The sequence below is a fragment of the Flavobacterium indicum GPTSA100-9 = DSM 17447 genome, assembly GCF_000455605.1.
In the GTDB taxonomy this organism is placed as follows: Bacteria; Bacteroidota; Bacteroidia; order Flavobacteriales; family Flavobacteriaceae; genus Flavobacterium; species Flavobacterium indicum.
The window spans coordinates 891,254-910,604 of the sequence record NC_017025.1 but is presented as its reverse complement, the minus strand read 5'-3'; the positions used below and the strand labels follow the sequence as shown (position 1 = coordinate 910,604).

Genomic DNA, 19,351 nt, shown 5'->3' with positions numbered 1-19,351 from the left:
AGATGAAACGTACTATTAAAAAAGTTGCTGTCATCGGGTCTGGAATTATGGGTAGCGGAATTGCTTGCCACTTTGCCAATATAGGAGTGGAAGTTCTTCTTTTAGACATTGTACCAAATGCGCTTACAGAGACTGAAGAAAAAAAGGGGCTTACGTTAGATAACAAATCCGTAAGAAACAGAATAGTGAATGAACATTTAACCAATGCACTAAAATCTAAACCCTCACCTATTTATCATCCTAGTTTTGCTTCAAGAATTACTACTGGAAATACTACAGATGATATGGCACAAATTGCAACTTGTGATTGGATTATTGAAGTTGTAGTTGAAAGATTAGACATTAAAAAAATTGTTTTTGAACAAATTGACAAATTTAGAAAACCAGGTACATTAGTAACATCAAATACTTCCGGAATTCCAATTCATTTTATGAGCGAAGGAAGAAGTGAAGATTTCCAACAACACTTCTGTGGTACACACTTCTTCAACCCAGCGCGTTACTTAAAATTATTCGAAATCATTCCTGGTCCAAAAACATCAACAGAAGTATTGGATTTCTTAAATGGATATGGTGAAAAATTCTTAGGAAAAACTTCAGTTGTAGCAAAAGACACTCCTGCATTTATTGGTAACCGAATCGGAATCTTCGGAATCATGAGTTTATTCCACCAAGTTAAAGAAATGGGATTAACCATTGAAGAAGTAGATAAATTAACCGGACCAGTTATTGGCAGACCAAAATCAGCCACTTTCAGAACGGTTGATGTAGTAGGATTGGATACATTAGTACATGTTGCCAATGGAATTTATGACAACTGCCCTACTGATGAAGCACATAATTTATTTAAATTACCAGATTTCATCAATAAAATGATGGAAAACAAATGGTTAGGAAGTAAAACAGGTCAAGGCTTTTATAAAAAAGAAGGAAAAGACATTCTTTCATTAGATTTAGATACGTTAGAATACCGTCCTAACAAAAAAGCTTCTTTCCAAACTTTAGAATTAACAAAAACAATCGACAAACCAATCGATAGATTCAAAGTTTTAGTAAAAGGAAAAGACAAGGCAGGTGATTTTTACAGAAAGAATTTTGCTGCTATGTTCGCTTATTGCTCTAATAGAATTCCTGAAATTACAGATGCATTCTACAAAATTGACGATGCCATGAAAGCCGGATTTGGATGGGAAAATGGTCCATTTGAAATTTGGGATGCTATTGGAGTTGAAAAAGGAATTGAAATTATGAAAGCCGAAGGTTATGAACCAGCGACTTGGGTTAATGAAATGTTAGCTGCTGGAAACACCTCTTTTTATTCAGTAAAAGACGGTGCTACTTACTTCTACGCTATTTCTTCAAAAACTGCAGAAAAAATTCCAGGACAAGATGCTTTTATTATTCTTAATAACATCAGAGAAAATAAAAAAATATGGAACAATAGCGATAGTATTATTACTGATTTAGGTGATGGAATTATCAATTTGGAATTTACTTCAAAAATGAATTCAATTGGTGCTGGAGTTCTTCAAGGAATTAACAAAGCCATAGATATCGCTGAAAAAGAATACAATGGATTAGTAATAGGAAACCAAGGAACCAATTACTCTGTAGGAGCTAATTTAGCTATGATCTTCATGATGGCGGTCGAACAAGAATACGACGAGTTAAATGCAGCCATTAAAATGTTCCAAAACACTATGATGCGTTGTCGTTATTCTTCTATCCCTGTAATTGCAGCTCCACACGGTATGACTTTAGGTGGTGGATGTGAATTAACTATGCATGCAGACAAAGCAGTAGCCGCAGCAGAAACATACATTGGATTAGTTGAATTTGGTGTTGGATTGATTCCAGGCGGTGGTGGTTCTAAAGAAATGGCTTTAAGAGCAGCTGATACCTTTAGAAAAAATGATGTTGAGTTAAATGTTTTACAAGAATATTTCTTAACAGTGGGTATGGCTAAAGTGGCAACATCTGCCTATGAGGCTTATGATTTAGGTATCTTACAAAAACATAAAGATATCGTTGTTGTCAATAGAGACCGTCAAATTGCAACTGCAAAACAAGTGGCACTTCAAATGGCCGAACAAGGCTACACACAACCTACTGCTAGAAAAGATATTAAAGTATTAGGAAAACAAGCTTTAGGTATGTTCTTAGTTGGTACAGACCAAATGGAGGCTGGTAAATATATTTCTGAACACGATAAAAAAATTGCTAATAAGTTAGCTTATGTAATGGCTGGAGGTGATTTATCAGAATCCACATTAGTGTCTGAACAATATTTATTAGACCTTGAGCGTGAAGCTTTCTTGTCTTTAACCGCAGAGAGAAAAACTTTGGAAAGAATCCAATTTATGTTAACTAAAGGAAAACCACTAAGAAACTAAAAATGAAAACAGCATATATTGTTAAAGGATATCGAACAGCCGTTGGAAAAGCACCAAAAGGATTGTTCCGTTTCAAAAGACCAGATGAATTGGCTGCTGAAACAATCGAATTTATGATGTCGCAATTACCGGAGTTTGATAAAGCTCGAATTGACGATGTTATGGTTGGAAATGCCATGCCTGAAGCCGAACAAGGTTTAAATGTAGGTCGTTTAATTTCATTAATGGGATTAAAAGTAAATGATGTACCGGGAGTAACCGTAAATAGATATTGTGCTTCTGGATTAGAAACTATCGCAATGGCAACAGCTAAAATTCAATCAGGAATGGCAGATTGTATTATTGCAGGTGGAGCAGAAAGTATGAGTTATATACCAATGGGTGGCTATAAACCAACACCTGATTATAAGGTAGCTGCTGCCGGACATGAAGATTATTATTGGGGAATGGGATTAACAGCTGAAGCAGTTGCTAATCAATTTAATGTATCTCGTGCAGATCAAGACGAATTTGCTTATCAATCGCACATGAAAGCTTTAAAAGCTCAGGCTGAAGGCAAATTTGATAACCAAATAGTTCCTATTACTGTTGAACAAACTTTTATTAACGAGAAAGGTAAAAAAGAAACAAAAACCTATACAGTAGCCAAAGATGAAGGTCCAAGAGCAGGTACTTCTATTGAAGCTTTATCAGGTTTAAAACCTGTTTTTGCAGCAGATGGAAGTGTTACAGCGGGGAATTCTTCTCAAATGAGTGATGGTGCTGCTTTTGTAATGGTTATGAGCGAAGAAATGGTTAAAGAATTAAACTTACAACCAATTGCTCGTATGGTAAGTTATGCCGCTTCTGGTGTTGAACCAAGAATCATGGGAATTGGACCTGTAAAAGCTATTCCTAAAGCCTTAGCTCAAGCCAAATTAAATCAAAATCAAATTGATCTAATAGAGTTAAATGAAGCTTTTGCTGCACAATCGTTAGCCGTTATTAGAGAGTTAAATTTAAATCCGGAAATCATTAATGTTAATGGAGGGGCTATTGCTTTAGGCCACCCTCTAGGCTGTACTGGTGCTAAATTATCTGTACAATTATTTGATGAAATGAAAATTAGAGGTGCTAAATATGGAATGGTTTCTATGTGTGTAGGAACTGGACAAGGAGCTGCTGGAATTTTCGAATTAATTTAAAAAACCAACTTAAACAAAATAGTATGAAAGATATCACAAGAGGAGGACAATTCCTAGTAAAAGAAACAAAATGTGAAGACATTTTCACACCAGAAGATTTTAATGAAGAACAAATTATGATGCGTGATTCTGTAAAAGAATTCGTTGACAAAGAATTATGGCCTCATAAAGATAAATTTGAAAAGAAAGATTATGCTTACACTGAAGAGTGTATGCGTAAAGCAGGTGAACTTGGGTTTTTAGGTGTAGCTGTTCCAGAAGCTTACGGAGGTTTAGGAATGGGATTCATCAATACGATGTTAGTATGTGACTATATTTCTGGAGCTACAGGTTCTTTTTCAACTGCATTTGGTGCGCATACAGGTATTGGTACTATGCCTATTACTTTATATGGTACAGAAGAACAAAAATTAAAATATGTACCAAAATTAGCTTCAGGTGAATGGTTTGGTTCATATTGTTTAACGGAACCAGGCGCAGGATCAGATGCTAATTCAGGTAAAACTAAAGCGGTACTTTCTGCAGACGGAACACATTATTTAATCTCTGGTCAAAAAATGTGGATATCTAATGCAGGATTCTGTAATTTAATGATTGTTTTTGCAAGAATCGAAGATGATAAAAATATCACTGGATTTATTGTTGAATACGATCCGAACAATAATAATGGAATTACTTTAGGTGAAGAAGAGCATAAATTAGGTATCCGTGCTAGTTCTACTCGTCAGGTATTCTTTAATGAAACTAAAGTTCCTGTAGAAAATATGTTAGCTGGTCGTGGTGAAGGATTCAAAATTGCCATGAACGCACTTAATGTTGGCCGTATTAAATTAGCTGCAGCGTGTTTAGAAGCACAAAGACGTACCGTAACTGGTGCAGTTAAGTATGCTAATGAAAGAGTACAATTTAAAACACCTATTGCTAATTTTGGAGCAATTCAAGCTAAATTAGCTGAAATGGCAACCAATACTTATGCTGGTGAAAGTGCTTCATACAGAGCAGCAGGTAGTATCCAAGAAAGAATTGAATCGAGAATTGCTGAAGGAAATACACACCAAGAAGCTGAATTAAAAGGGGTAGAAGAATTTGCTATTGAATGTTCTATCTTAAAAGTTGCTGTTTCAGAAGACGTTCAAAATTGTACCGATGAAGGTATCCAAATTTTTGGAGGTATGGGATTCTCAGAAGATACTCCTATGGAATCTGCATGGAGAGATGCTCGTATCGCTAGAATTTACGAAGGAACTAACGAAATTAATCGTATGTTATCTGTAGGGATGCTAGTTAAAAAAGCAATGAAAGGTCATGTAGATTTATTAGGACCTGCAATGGCAGTTGCGGAAGAATTAATGGGAATTCCTTCATTTGACACACCAGATTATACCGAATTATTTGCTGAAGAAAAAGAAATGATTGCTAAATTGAAAAAAGCATTCTTAATGGTGGCAGGGGCTGCTGTTCAAAAATTTGGACCAGACTTAGAGTCACACCAACAATTGTTAATGGCAGCTGCAGATATGTTAATTGAAATTTACATGGCTGAAAGTACTATTTTAAGAGTTGAAAAATTAGCTAAAAAAGTAGGTGAATCTCAAGCACAAGAACAAATTGCAATGGCGCAGTTATATTTATATCATGCAGTTGATATTGTATCTCAAAAAGGAAAAGAAGGAATTGTTTCTTTTGCTGAAGGAGACGAACAACGCATGATGTTAATGGGATTACGTCGTTATACGAAATATGTAAATATGCCAAATGTAGTGGCTTTAAGAGAAAAAATTGCTGCAAAATTAATTACTGAAAACCAGTATGCTTTCTAGTAGCAATGTTTTGGTTTAGTTTGTTTGAAAAAAAAACCACGCTTAATGCGTGGTTTTTTTATTTAAATGATTAACTATAAATTAGGTACTAAGTTTTTATTTTTTATCTCTTCATAGAGAAGTGTGCTTTGAATACTTTTCTTTGATCATTTTCTGTAAATTCTACGGTAAACCAATAATCAGTTGAAGGTAACTGTGCTCCATTATAAGTACCATCCCAACCTCCATTTAAATCTAATGGATTTATTTGTTTTATCAATTTTCCATATCTATCAAAGATGTATAAAATTGGATTATTTTCAGGTTTAAATCCAACAATATTCCATGTATCATTGTATCCATCTCCATTTGGAGTAAAATATTTAGGATAATCAATTACAATCACTTCTTTTGTTAAATAAGTACAACCTTCTGCATCTAAAACTGTAACTAAATGTACTCCTGGCTCTACTCCTTCAAATACATTCGAACTTTGATATGCACCTTCATCTAATTGATACAATAAATTACCTGTTCCAGGTTGATTAACTGTAATAGTAATTGTTGCATTATCTGTAAATGCTTCTGAAACAACTACATTAAATGCTGTTGCTGGATATACTGAAATTACTGTTGCTGTATCAGTTCCTTCGCAACCTGTAGCAATATTTTTCACAATTACTGTATACGTACCTGGCTGTTCGGCAAAATAATTAGGCCCTGTTGCTCCTGCAATTGGAATTGAACTACCATTAAAATACCATTCGAATAAATAACCACTTGCTGCAATACCAGTTTCTAACCAGTATCCTTGATATGTCACTCCAGTTGATTGATTTACACATATATGTCCATCACTTAATTCTGGCGCTGGCAATGGGTTAACATAAACAATATATTGTCTTGGTATTCCTGAACAACCATTTAAAGTTGGTGTAACTTCATAAATTACAAAACCTTGAGTAGTATTAGTCGAAGTAAGAGTTTGTTGAATTGTATTTCCAGTCCCATTACTATAACCCGAAACATTTGAATAAGATACTACAGTCCAACTAAATTGTGTTCCTGTCAATGAAGCCGCAACCGTAATATTTGTTGTCTCTCCACTACAAATATATTGTGGAACTAAAGTACCTATTATCTCTGGTCTAGGATTAACAGTAATTGTAACTGACTCTTGATTCCCTTGACATCCATTTACAGTTGGAGTAATCAAATATGTAACACTTCCTGAAGCAATTGGACTTGTTGTAGTTAAAATTTGATTAATTGAACTACCTGATCCTGGTAATGCTCCTATCACTCCAATTTGAGAAGTAACTATCCAAGAATATGTTGTTGCTGCTATTGTACTATTCATATTTATATGAACTGTTTCACCAGAACATATTGGATTGTTTTGAACAGTAACAGTCATCGTTGGTATTGGATTTACAGTAACTGAAATCGATACAGGAGTTCCGTAACATCCATTTGCAAATGGGGTCACTAAATAAGTCACATATCCTACTTGTAATGGATCTATTAAATCTAAATGCTGATTTATAACATTTCCACTACTTGGTTCTACAAAACCAACTCCAGTTGTAACATTAGATGATACAACATTCCAAGTGAAACTTGTTCCTGGAACCGAACCTGTTAAATTCAGTAAACTTGAATTACCATCACAATAAGTAGTTGATCCTGTATAAGTAACCACAGGTAATCCATATACTGTTACACTTGTTGTTGCAGTATAAGAAGGACATGCAGTAGTTGAAGCTAAAGTATAAGTAACAGTATACACACCTGGATTACTTAAACTTAGATTAATCTCCCCGTTAGTTGCATTAATATGTAATCCTGATGGGGCTGAAAACACACCACCTAAGTCACCAGTTATTACAACATTTTTAATACCTGTGTCTTGCACACAATACGGTTGTCCAGTGTAACTAATTGTTGCAAATAACGGAGTCCCAACAACTATAGTTCCTGTAGCCGTAGCATTTGGTAAACAGCCACCACTAGTTGTAACGGTATAGTTAAATGTTCCTGATACTGTTGGTGTACCACTAATAGTAAACACTCCTGCAGCATAACTGCCGGTTACTCCTGCTGGTAATCCGGTTACTGTAGCACCTGTAGCGTTACTTACGGAATATGTAATATTCGTAATCGCTACATTCTGACAAACCGTTTGATTCGTCGTTGCTGCTGCACTTGTTAAGGCAATCGCTGATAATGGCGTTACAGTGATAGTTCCTGTTGCCGTAGCATTTGGTAAACAGCCACCACTAGTTGTAACGGTATAGTTAAATGTTCCTGATACTGTTGGTGTACCACTAATAGTAAACACTCCTGCTGCATAACTGCCAGTTACTCCTGCTGGTAATCCGGTTACTGTAGCACCTGTAGCGTTACTTACGGAATATGTAATATTCGTAATCGCTACATTCTGACAAACCGTTTGATTCGTCGTTGCTGCTGCACTTGTTAAGGCAATCGCTGATAATGGCGTTACAGTGATCGTTCCTGTTGCCGTAGCATTTGGTAAACAACCACCACTAGTTGTAACGGTATAATTAAATGTTCCTGATACTGTTGGTGTACCACTAATAGTAAACACTCCTGCTGCATAACTGCCGGTTACTCCTGCTGGTAATCCGGTTACCGTAGCACCTGTAGCATTACTTACGGAATACGTAATATTCGCAATCGCTACATTCTGACAAACCGTTTGATTCGTCGTTGCTGCTGCACTTGTTAAGGCAATCGCTGATAATGGCGTTACAGTGATCGTTCCTGTTGCCGTAGCATTTGGTAAACAGCTACCACTAGTTGTAACGGTATAGTTAAATGTTCCTGATACTGTTGGTGTACCACTAATAGTAAATACTCCTGCAGCATAACTGCCAGTTACTCCTGCTGGTAATCCGGTTACTGTAGCACCTGTAGCGTTACTTACGGAATATGTAATATTCGTAATCGCTACATTCTGACAAACCGTTTGATTCGTCGTTGCTGCTGCACTTGTTAAGGCAATCGCTGATAATGGCGTTACAGTGATCGTTCCTGTTGCCGTAGCATTTGGTAAACAGCCACCACTAGTTGTAACGGTATAATTAAATGTTCCTGATACTGTTGGTGTACCACTAATAGTAAACACTCCTGCTGCATAACTGCCGGTTACTCCTGCTGGTAATCCGGTTACCGTAGCACCTGTAGCATTACTTACGGAATACGTAATATTCGCAATCGCTACATTCTGACAAACCGTTTGATTCGTCGTTGCTGCTGCACTTGTTAAGGCAATCGCTGATAATGGCGTTACAGTGATCGTTCCTGTTGCCGTAGCATTTGGTAAACAACCACCACTAGTTGTAACGGTATAGTTAAATGTTCCTGATACTGTTGGTGTACCACTAATAGTAAACACTCCTGCTGCATAACTGCCGGTTACTCCTGCTGGTAATCCGGTTACCGTAGCACCTGTAGCGTTACTTACGGAATATGTAATATTCGTAATCGCTACATTCTGACAAACCGTTTGATTCGTCGTTGCTGCTGCACTTGTTAAGGCAATCGCTGATAATGGCGTTACAGTGATCGTTCCTGTAGCCGTAGCATTTGGTAAACAGCCACCACTAGTTGTAACGGTATAATTAAATGTTCCTGATACTGTTGGTGTACCACTAATAGTAAACACTCCTGCTGCATAACTGCCGGTTACTCCTGCTGGTAATCCGGTTACTGTAGCACCTGTCGCATTACTTACTGCATATGTAATATTTGTAATCGCTACATTCTGACAAACCGTTTGATTCGTCGTTGCTGCTGCACTTGTTAAGGCAATCGCTGATAATGGCGTTACAGTGATAGTTCCTGTTGCCGTAGCATTTGGTAAACAACCACCACTAGTTGTAACGGTATAGTTAAATGTTCCTGATACTGTTGGTGTACCACTAATAGTAAACACTCCTGCTGCATAACTGCCGGTTACTCCTGCTGGTAATCCGGTTACTGTAGCACCTGTAGCATTACTTACGGAATATGTAATATTCGTAATCGCTACATTCTGACAAACCGTTTGATTCGTCGTTGCTGCTGCACTTGTTAAAGAAATTGCAGAAGCTGGGGTAATATTAACAACACTTGAAGTAGTTAATGTTGCCGAACAAGCAGGTAATGTTAATGTATACTGAGCCCCATCAACCCAAACAATTCCACCATTTCTATTAACAGATATTTGATTTGATGTCGAACCCATCGTAAAGTTAACATATTGTAAAACATCGTTTGGTGCAGCATTAAAATTAGTTGTTGCAACTCCATCCGTAATACTCACATCACCTGCATTTGTATCTCTAGCAATACTTATAGTTACAACAGTTCCAGTTGGCACAACATGGTTCAATGTTAAATTCAATGATGTATTTGTACCATCAACTGATGCACAATTTGTTGCATTTGCAGCAGAACCAACAGCAGATAAAGCACCTACCGCATTTGCAGGTAAATTTCCACCTGTTGCATTAGTTACATTTCCAATTATTGGCGCTGGTGTTAAAGATATAGATGTAGCATTAAAAGTAGTTGTAGCAACAACCCCTGTTACAGTAACTGTTGCAGTTCCAGAAGCATTTAATGTTACTGTTTGCGGTGCTCCTCCATTAATATTATAGGTAACAATAGCATTAGGTGTTCCTGTTAAAGTATAAATTGCATTTCCTGAAGAACAAATCGGATTATTATTTGTTATTGAAGTTAATACAGGAACAGTATTAACTATAATTGTACCATATTGAGATAAATTTGGAGTACAACCAATTGTAGTTACTGTATAATTGTAAACTCCTGCAGTTGTTGGCGTTCCTGAAATTGTCAATACATTTCCAACAACATTAAAATTAACTCCAGCTGGTAATCCAGAAACGGTAACTCCAGTAGCGCTTCCTCCAAAAGTATAAACAATATTATTTATAGCTGTTCCTCTACAAATCGTTTGACTTTCAGTTGCAGCTGCACTTGTAAGAGTTAACGAACATGTTGGACAAGCGGCAACATTAACAGTTACATTTCTTGTATAATTACATCCAAATTCATCAACAGCAGTCAAAGTATATACATACGACCCAGAAGTTGGAAATGGTCCTACAGTTATGTTATTAGTCAATTGATTACCAATACAAGTACCAAGAGTTGGACAAGAATCCGGGCCTGGATCTGTAACTGTAGTGGTAGTGGTTGTTTGAGCAGGAACCGCAGGTCCAGAACCTGAATGTGACCAATTTACTGAGGCGATATCTGGAGTTACTGATTCAGCATTTGCAAAACAAGATCCTGGAAAAGTTAAAGACCAACCTGTAATAGTCCCATCATCAAATCCAATATTATCAGTTATTTGTAAGGTCCAAACACCATTTAAAGTAGCTCCATTCAAAGTGGTAAACGGATTAGTAGAATTATATGTTTGAGGAATGTAATTATTACCTGCTTCACAAGCTCCAGTATAACTACAAGTTCCATTAGCAGGAGCAGTTGTTGTTACACCCGCAGCAGTCCAAGCTACTCCTCCTGAATTTACAACAGTATAAGTTGCCGTACATCCTGGTACACCATCATCAGCAGGATTAGCACATAATCCAAAATCAGTACCACCACCATGTTGATCATACATTAATACACTTTCACCTGAAGGTGCTATTAAAACAATATCTAAATCTCCGGAATATGTATGCTCTAAATTAAAACTTACTGTAGGATAACAAGAAGGAGACATGGTTGCACCTGCCGGAAAAGCACCCGTAAAATCTAAAGTCGTTGTATAACTTGCACCACTACCATCAGGCAAGGCTATTGCAGAGCCAGACACAGATAGAGGACCGGTACTCATATTTTGAGAAGTTACGATTCCATTTAATGTTGCTGAGTTTCCACAACTAATATTAACAGGACCAGTTGTTGTACCTGTAAAATTAGGAGGAGGTAATACTCTTACAACCCTAGTCATTGAATTCGTACTTTTACAACCTAAGGGGTCTATATCATAATTATTATTTCTAACGGCTAATTTTACAGTATAAATACCTGGACCTGGAAACGTATGATTTGTTGTAGGCGTTAAAGTATTAGTAGAAGTACCATCTCCCCAAATCCATTCATATCTAGATATTGAAAAACCACCGGGTGCAGTAGATGTTGATGCATCAAAAGCCACATTCAATGACCCTGGATTATTAGAAGTAGAAGGACAAATATTTATTGGAGTTGTCGATGTTAAACTCGCAATGGGATTTGTACACGGTGTAACACATGATATTGTAGCTGACCAACCAGCATTTCTTACTGTACCATTTGAAATAAATTGAAATGAAATACATCCGTCAGGACTGGTAGAAGTTAAAGTAGTTACACCAAGTGTACCACACAAACGATCATTATTTGTTCCTACAGCACCAACAGAATTTGCATACCAAACATCTAAATAGTCTGTACAAGTTCCGCTTCCTCCTTCAGTAACAAAAGATGTAAAAGTTACTCTAATTTTATCTCCAGGTGTAGATGGACAAAATGTTATGGTACTATTTTGGTTATTACCATAATTCCCACCACCACCATCATCTACAAAAGTTCCACTACATGTACTAATTGTTCCGTTCGCGCCATTATTCATTGTATACGTTTGCGCAAATAAATTAGCGTAGGTTACAAACAAAAAAACTGCTAAAAAATATTTTTTCATCATAACAATTATTATTTAATTGATAAAAGTTTTTCAGTTAATTTTATATCAAACATATAGATATACCATAGTTCATCTACCGTATAGATATATTTAACTTTATCACTTAATGAAACAAAATATTTATTAGCATTTAGATAATAATAGTATTCATCATTCTTTAGTTTTTCTAAATACTCCCATTCTTCATTAGTAAATTTTTTCAAAAAATTTGAGGCTTTTTCTTTATTCAAAACATTAGAATTAAGTTTTTCCGAATAATCAATTTTTTGAAAAGATTTTTCTTGAAAAACTGTTTTTGGAGGTAAGTTAAATTGTTCAATTTTACTATTGTTTTGCCCATTAACACTAGTAATTATTAAATAAACAAATAAACTTAAATGAAAAGTAATTTTTTTACCCATAGTACCTTTTTTAAATAGATTTTTCTTAATTTTTAACTTAAAATTGAGTATTAAGTTCAGAAATTTAATATTTATTTAACAATAGGCAAAATTTTTATCGGTTTTTTTTAAATTTTTATCGAATAAAAAAGCCCGAATTCAATGAATTCGGGCTTTAACAATTGTTTAATATTTTGCAATTATCTCTTTAATGAAAAATGTGCTTTAAATTGTTTTTGTTGTTCGTTTTCTGTGTAATCAACCGAGAACCAATAGTCTGTTGAAGGTAAGTCTTGTCCATTAAATTTTCCATCCCATCCTTCTCCTAGTGGATCTATTTGCTTGATTAATTTTCCATAGCGGTCAAATATATAAATTTTTGCGTTATGTTGTGCATTTAATCCAACAATATTCCATCTATCATTATAACCATCACCATTTGGCGTAAAATAATTCATATAATCTATTACTAAAACAGTATCCTCTAAATAGGTACATCCCTCTAAATCTCCTACTGCAACAACATGTTCGCCTGCCTCAACATTTGTAAATACATTCGAATCTTGCCATGCTCCCCCATCTAACGAATACACCAAATTCCCTGATCCCGGCTGTGTAACTGTTACGGTAATCGTTGCATTCCCCGTGAAAGCATCTGTTACTGTTGTTACAAATGAAGTCGCAGGATATACAATAGTAACATTCGCCGTTGCTGTTCCTTCACAGTTAGTAACTATATCTCTTACTTCAACCGTATAAGTACCCGCTTGATCAGCTGTGTAATTTGGACCTGTTGCTCCTGCAATCGGAGTAGTACTACCATTAAAGAACCATTCAAAAACATGACCCGCTGCTGGAACTCCTGATTGTAATGTATACGTTTGATAAGTTGTTCCTGTTGATTGATTCACACAAATATGACCATCCTCTAAATCAGGTGTAGGTGCCGGATTTACCAACACAGTATAATAAACCGTAGTACCACTACATCCATTCAAACTCGGCGTTACAGCATAAGTAACGGAACCTTGAACATTACCCGTTACAGACAATGTTTGTGCAATAACAGAACCAGAACCAGCACTCATTCCTGAAACTCCTGAATAAGACGAAATAACCCAATCAAATGTTGTACCTGGCAATGATGCGCCTAATACAATATTGGTTGCTGTTCCACTACATATAGGTAATTGTGGTAAAACCCCAAATATCTCTGACCTTGGACTAACTGTAATAACTATCGTTTGTGGCAGACCAACACATCCATTCTTAACAGGAGTAACTTGATAAGTAACCGTACCTGAAGCAACTGGACTTGTTGTTGTAATTACTTGGTTAATTGAAGAACCTGTCCCTGATGTAGCTCCCGTAACAATTGCACCTGTTTGATTTGTTATCACCCAGTTAAATGTAGTACCTGTAATATTACTTACTGAATTAATCTGTACCATCTCCCCTGAACAGATTGAATCATCTACAGCTGTTACTACAACATCTGGAATCGGATTCACTTGTATTGCAACTGATATAGGATCTCCATAACAATTGTTTGCAAAAGGTAATACCGTATAAGTTACCGAACCTGTATTAACTGCATTAAGTAAATTTAAACTTTGAGAAATAGTACTTCCTGAACCTGGCTGAACTGTTGCTGTATCTAAATTTGAAGAAGCAACATTCCATGTAAATGTCGTCCCTGGAATAGTACTATTTAATGTTATTGCAGTTGTATCACCATCACAATAAGTCAAATTACCTGTAAAACTAGCAACCGGTTTGGGTGTCACATTTACTTGAACAGTAATCGATGGACCTGAACAACCATTAGCTGTTGGAGTAATGGTATAAATCACAAATCCATTTGAAATACCTGTAGCAGTTAATGTTTGAACTATGGATGATCCCGAACCGTTTGTAGCACCACTTACTCCTGATTGCGTAGTAACAACCCAATTAAATGTTGTGCCTGCAACAGTACTAAATAAATTAATGTTACTACTTGTTCCAGAACAAATGGTCTCTCCTACTGGATTAGATGTAGCAACTGGTATTGGGTTAACAACAACCGTAGCGCTACCTGTTAAGGTATTACTACACGCTGGAACAGTACCACTTACTATACTCACCAATTGATAAACTGAATTTGAAGTTAAAACTGGAGTAGTCAAAATAAGCGTTCCAGAAGCTGGAATAACCGCCGTTTGATTCAAACCTCCATTAACCGTATAAGTTACCGTTGCATTTGGTGTACCAGTAATAGTAACCGTACCCGATGTATTTTGACAAATTGTACTTCCTGTTATACCCGCTGTTGGTAATGGCAACACATTTACTGTAACCGTACCTGATAATGGTGTAACACAACCATTAGCAACACTAACTAAAGTATAAATTGATGAGTTCGTTAATGCTGGCGTAGTCAACGTAGCCGAACCCGAACTATTTAAAACAATCGTTTGGTTCGCTCCATTATTAACTGTATAAGTTATCGTAGCATTTGCACTACCTGTAAATGTAATTGTTGATGTACCTCCTGAACAAATAGTAGCTGGCGAAACAGCAATAGTTGCTGTTGGTAAAGACGTAATGGTAACAGTAGTAGTTGCTGGAACCGAAGCACATCCCGCACTTGCTGGAATTGTATAAGTAATCGTATAAGTACCCGGTACACTCGTACTTGGTGTTATAGCTCCCGTTGTAGCATCTAATGTTAAACCTGCTGTAGAAACAAAAGTTCCTCCTGTATAAGCATTAGTTCCTGTTAACGTTACCGCTTGAGGCGCTGTACTATTATTACAGAATGGTGTACCTGCATAAGATATTGTAGCCGTAGGCGCTCCTGTTATGGTAACAGTAGTAGTCACTGGAACCGAAGCACATCCTACACTTGCTGGAATTGTATAAGTAACCGTATAAGTACCCGGTACACTCGTACTTGGAACAATCGCTCCCGTTGTAGCATCTAATGTTAAACCTGCTGTAGAAGTAAAGGTTCCTCCTGTATAAGCATTAGTTCCTGTTAACGTTACCGCTTGTGATGCTGTAACTGTTGTACAATAAGGTGTACCCGCATAAGAGATACTTGCCGTTGGTGCAGCTGTTACAGTAACAGTAGTAGTTGCTGGAACCGAAGCACATCCCGCACTTGCTGGAATTGTATAAGTAATCGTATAAGTACCCGGTACACTCGTACTTGGTGTTATAGCTCCCGTTGTAGCATCTAATGTTAAACCTGCTGTAGAAACAAAAGTTCCTCCTGTATAAGCATTAGTTCCTGTTAACGTTACCGCTTGAGGCGCTGTACTATTATTACAGAATGGTGTACCTGCATAAGATATTGTAGCCGTAGGCGCTCCTGTTATGGTAACAGTAGTAGTCACCGGAACCGAAGCACATCCTGCACTTGCTGGAATTGTATAAGTAACCGTATAAGTACCCGGTACACTCGTACTTGGAACAATAGCTCCCGTTGTAGCATCTAATGTTAAACCTGCTGTAGAAGTAAAGGTTCCTCCTGTGTAAGCATTAGTTCCTGTTAACGTTACCGCTTGTGATGCTGTAACCGTTGTACAATAAGGTGTACCCGCATAAGAGATACTTGCCGTTGGTGCAGCTGTTACAGTAACAGTAGTAGTTGCTGGAACCGAAGCACATCCCGCACTTGCTGGAATTGTATAAGTAATCGTATAAGTACCCGGTACACTCGTACTTGGTGTTATAGCTCCCGTTGTAGCATCTAATGTTAAACCTGCTGTAGAAACAAAAGTTCCTCCTGTATAAGCATTAGTTCCTGTTAACGTTACCGCTTGAGGCGCTGTACTATTATTACAGAATGGTGTACCTGCATAAGATATTGTAGCCGTAGGCGTTCCTGTTATGGTAACAGTAGTAGTCACTGGAACCGAAGCACATCCTGCACTTGCTGGAATTGTATAAGTAACCGTATAAGTACCCGGTACACTCGTACTTGGAACAATAGCTCCCGTTGTAGCATCTAATGTTAAACCTGCTGTAGAAGTAAAGGTTCCTCCTGTGTAAGCATTAGTTCCTGTTAACGTTACCGCTTGTGATGCTGTAACCGTTGTACAATAAGGTGTACCCGCATAAGAGATACTTGCCGTTGGTGCAGCTGTTACAGTAACAGTAGTAGTTGCTGGAACCGAAGCACATCCCGCACTTGCTGGAATTGTATAAGTAATCGTATAAGTACCCGGTACACTCGTACTTGGTGTTATAGCTCCCGTTGTAGCATCTAATGTTAAACCTGCTGTAGAAACAAAAGTTCCTCCTGTATAAGCATTAGTTCCTGTTAACGTTACCGCTTGAGGCGCTGTACTATTATTACAGAATGGTGTACCTGCATAAGATATTGTAGCCGTAGGCGCTCCTGTTATGGTAACAGTAGTAGTCACTGGAACCGAAGCACATCCTGCACTTGCTGGAATTGTATAAGTAACCGTATAAGTACCCGGTACACTCGTACTTGGAACAATCGCTCCCGTTGTAGCATCTAATGTTAAACCTGCTGTAGAAGTAAAGGTTCCTCCTGTGTAAGCATTAGTTCCTGTTAACGTTACCGCTTGTGATGCTGTAACCGTTGTACAATAAGGCGTACCCGCATAAGAGATACTTGCCGTTGGCGCAGCTGTTACAGTAACAGTAGTCGGTGTTGGAATAGTAGGACAAGCCCCTACTCCATTTGGAAGATAAGTTATTGTATAAGTACCTGGTAAACTCGTACTTGGTGTTATAACACCTGTAGTTGAATTTATTGTTAAACCAACAGGAACAGCTGTATAATTAGACGCGCCTGTAGCACCAACTAACGTTGGAGCATAAGTCGAAACATCTGAAGTACACAACGGTGTAGTATATGAAATCGTTGATGTAGTAGGTGAAGCAACTGTAACTGTTGTGGTATATCCTGCTGCTGCACATCCACCGCACGCAGGATAATTAATCGTAACTGTATAAGTACCAGGCAAACTTAATGCCGGTGTAATTACCCCAGTTGTAGCATCAATAAACAAACCTGCTGGTGTAGCTGAATACGTAGGAACATTTGAAGCACAAGATCCAGAACCAGCTGTAGTCGTTGTAAATATTGGCGCATAAGTTGAAGCATCTGTTGTACAAAAATCAGACGGCGAATAAGACAATGTCCCCACAACTTGCTGAGACACTGTAATCGTAACACTACCCGATTGTGGATTGGTACAACCAGGAGGTGTAATTGAAGCATTAATCAAACTATACGTAGTCGTTACTGTTGGACTAACCGAAACAACTGAAGTCCCCGCAGAATCAATTGTAGTCGTGAAATTTGAAGTACCATCTGTGTAAGTAATCAAAGCACCTGGAGTACCTGTAAATGTTAAATTCGTTGAACCACCATTACAAATACTAGCCGTACCCGAAATAGTCACTGTAGGCTGTGAAACAACCTGCAATTGAAAAGATGTCGTTGTAAAATTCGCAGCATTTGACGACTCTTCCAAACGAATATAAATAGTCTGTGGATTAACAGTATTTGTAAATGAATTGGTCGGCGAAATCGCATTTAAATCACCATTTGCATCCGATAACGAAGTATGGTAAGTAACATTATAGTTCGCCGGATTATTTGAACCTAAAGCAATGGGCGTTTGTGGATCTAAATTAAAGGTAGCAAAACCATCATTACTAGAATCATCACAAACTACTAAATTAGGAGGAGTAACTACAGCACATGCAACTTGTAAAAGTTGAAAATGAACCTCTTCGCGACATCCCGTCCCTACTGCAATATTTTCACCTCCAAAATAAATTGTCTGACCTGGTGTTCCTGGATATGCACCCCATTGAGCAGAAGGAATCATGTTTGTATTGTTAATCGCATCTGCTTGAGTTAAATAAAATCCATAATTTTCAAAATCTCCAGGAGATCCATTTGTAATAATATTAATAACTGAATTTAAATTAAAAACAATTGGTGAAACATAATTACAAATAGTAATATCTGGAGGTGTTGTCATTGTTGAAGAACTTGTGTAAACAATATCAACACTATCTGTAGCAGCATCAGAACAACCCGGTCTTGTAACAACAACAGACCAAGTACCTGCTTGATTTACATTAATCGTTTGAGTAGTATATGCCGGTTGTAACACCCCATTTAAATACCATTGGTAAACTGGAGTACCCGGAGTTGTTGGCGGACTTAAAAATGTAGCCGTTAAATTTTTAGAAGCTGGACAAGTTATAATATCAGGACCAAGAGTTACACCACAAACCACATCACAAGATAAAGAACCACCTCCACCTGTTTGATTAATTGTGTATGTACCTTGATTTTGATTAAAATTTGTAACCAACAAAATATATACTTGACCAATTTGTGCATTGCTAATATTAACAATTTCAGTAGCTGAAGCTGAATAACTACAATCTACAACATTGTTTGGTCCTGTATAACCTGGTGAATACCCAAACAAACTACCACATGCGGTATCATGGGAAGCAAATGGCCCCCATAAACAAAAATCCACATCTCCATTTGTTTGAGAAAGTGTAAAATCCATATTACCAGCAGTACCTACTGTCCACACAAACCAAGCTGGGTGGGGTGTTGAACCTAAACAATTTACACCACCATAACCTGCAGCATTTCCTGGGCTGGTTGTGTTATTTGAGTTATTATAAGGCCCTCCCTGTCCGGAACACATAGGATCTGCACCAGCACAGTTAAGCCCCTGAGAGTATGTAATAGCACTTATAAAAAACGCTATTAGTAGAGTAATTTTTCTCATTTTGTTAATTTATAGTTTTTTTTTGTAATTATAGTTTAATTAGCAAATTTAATAAAATATATTATTTTACCATTATT

At 37.1% G+C, this 19,351-nt stretch carries 6 protein-coding genes; 3 read left to right on the top strand and 3 right to left on the bottom strand.

Annotation, left to right across the window (positions count from 1 at the left end; translation table 11 throughout):
- The first annotated feature begins 2 nt into the window (after positions 1-2).
- From KQS_RS03995 to KQS_RS03985, 3 genes are read left to right on the top strand one after another with little or no spacing between them, the layout of a single operon-like run.
- Entirely contained in the window at positions 3-2,393 is a 2,391-nt protein-coding gene (locus tag KQS_RS03995; protein ID WP_014387926.1) for a 3-hydroxyacyl-CoA dehydrogenase/enoyl-CoA hydratase family protein, read from the top strand.
- A 2-nt stretch (positions 2,394-2,395) separates the two neighbouring features.
- Positions 2,396-3,577: an acetyl-CoA C-acyltransferase gene (locus KQS_RS03990; RefSeq protein WP_014387925.1), complete on the top strand. Its 1,182-nt coding sequence runs from the start codon at positions 2,396-2,398 to the stop codon at positions 3,575-3,577.
- A gap of 23 nt (positions 3,578-3,600) precedes the next feature.
- Complete coding sequence (locus KQS_RS03985; protein WP_014387924.1) at positions 3,601-5,397, top strand: acyl-CoA dehydrogenase family protein; 1,797 nt, start codon at positions 3,601-3,603, stop codon at positions 5,395-5,397.
- 103 nt (positions 5,398-5,500) lie between these two features.
- Here KQS_RS03985 and KQS_RS03980 read toward each other — a convergent pair whose 3' ends face one another.
- The 3 genes from KQS_RS03980 to KQS_RS03970 form a co-directional block, all read right to left on the bottom strand.
- A complete protein-coding gene (locus tag KQS_RS03980; RefSeq protein WP_014387923.1) occupies positions 5,501-12,106 on the bottom strand; it encodes a T9SS type B sorting domain-containing protein in 6,606 nt (2,201 codons plus the stop codon).
- Positions 12,107-12,114: 8 nt separating this feature from the next.
- The gene (locus KQS_RS03975; protein ID WP_014387922.1) at positions 12,115-12,507 is read right to left on the bottom strand and encodes a hypothetical protein; all 393 of its coding nucleotides are present in this window, start codon (positions 12,505-12,507) and stop codon (positions 12,115-12,117) included.
- A gap of 179 nt (positions 12,508-12,686) precedes the next feature.
- Entirely contained in the window at positions 12,687-19,274 is a 6,588-nt protein-coding gene (locus KQS_RS03970) for a PKD-like domain-containing protein (protein WP_014387921.1), read from the bottom strand.
- Positions 19,275-19,351 lie beyond the last annotated feature (77 nt).

Coding starts and splice junctions, on each gene's coding strand:
- KQS_RS03970 (WP_014387921.1), bottom strand. CDS start 19,274: ATGAGAAAAATTACTCTACTAATAGCGTTTTTTATAAGTGCTATTACA.
- KQS_RS03990 (WP_014387925.1), top strand. CDS start 2,396: ATGAAAACAGCATATATTGTTAAAGGATATCGAACAGCCGTTGGAAAA.
- KQS_RS03980 (WP_014387923.1), bottom strand. CDS start 12,106: ATGATGAAAAAATATTTTTTAGCAGTTTTTTTGTTTGTAACCTACGCT.
- KQS_RS03995 (WP_014387926.1), top strand. CDS start 3: ATGAAACGTACTATTAAAAAAGTTGCTGTCATCGGGTCTGGAATTATG.
- KQS_RS03975 (WP_014387922.1), bottom strand. CDS start 12,507: ATGGGTAAAAAAATTACTTTTCATTTAAGTTTATTTGTTTATTTAATA.
- KQS_RS03985 (WP_014387924.1), top strand. CDS start 3,601: ATGAAAGATATCACAAGAGGAGGACAATTCCTAGTAAAAGAAACAAAA.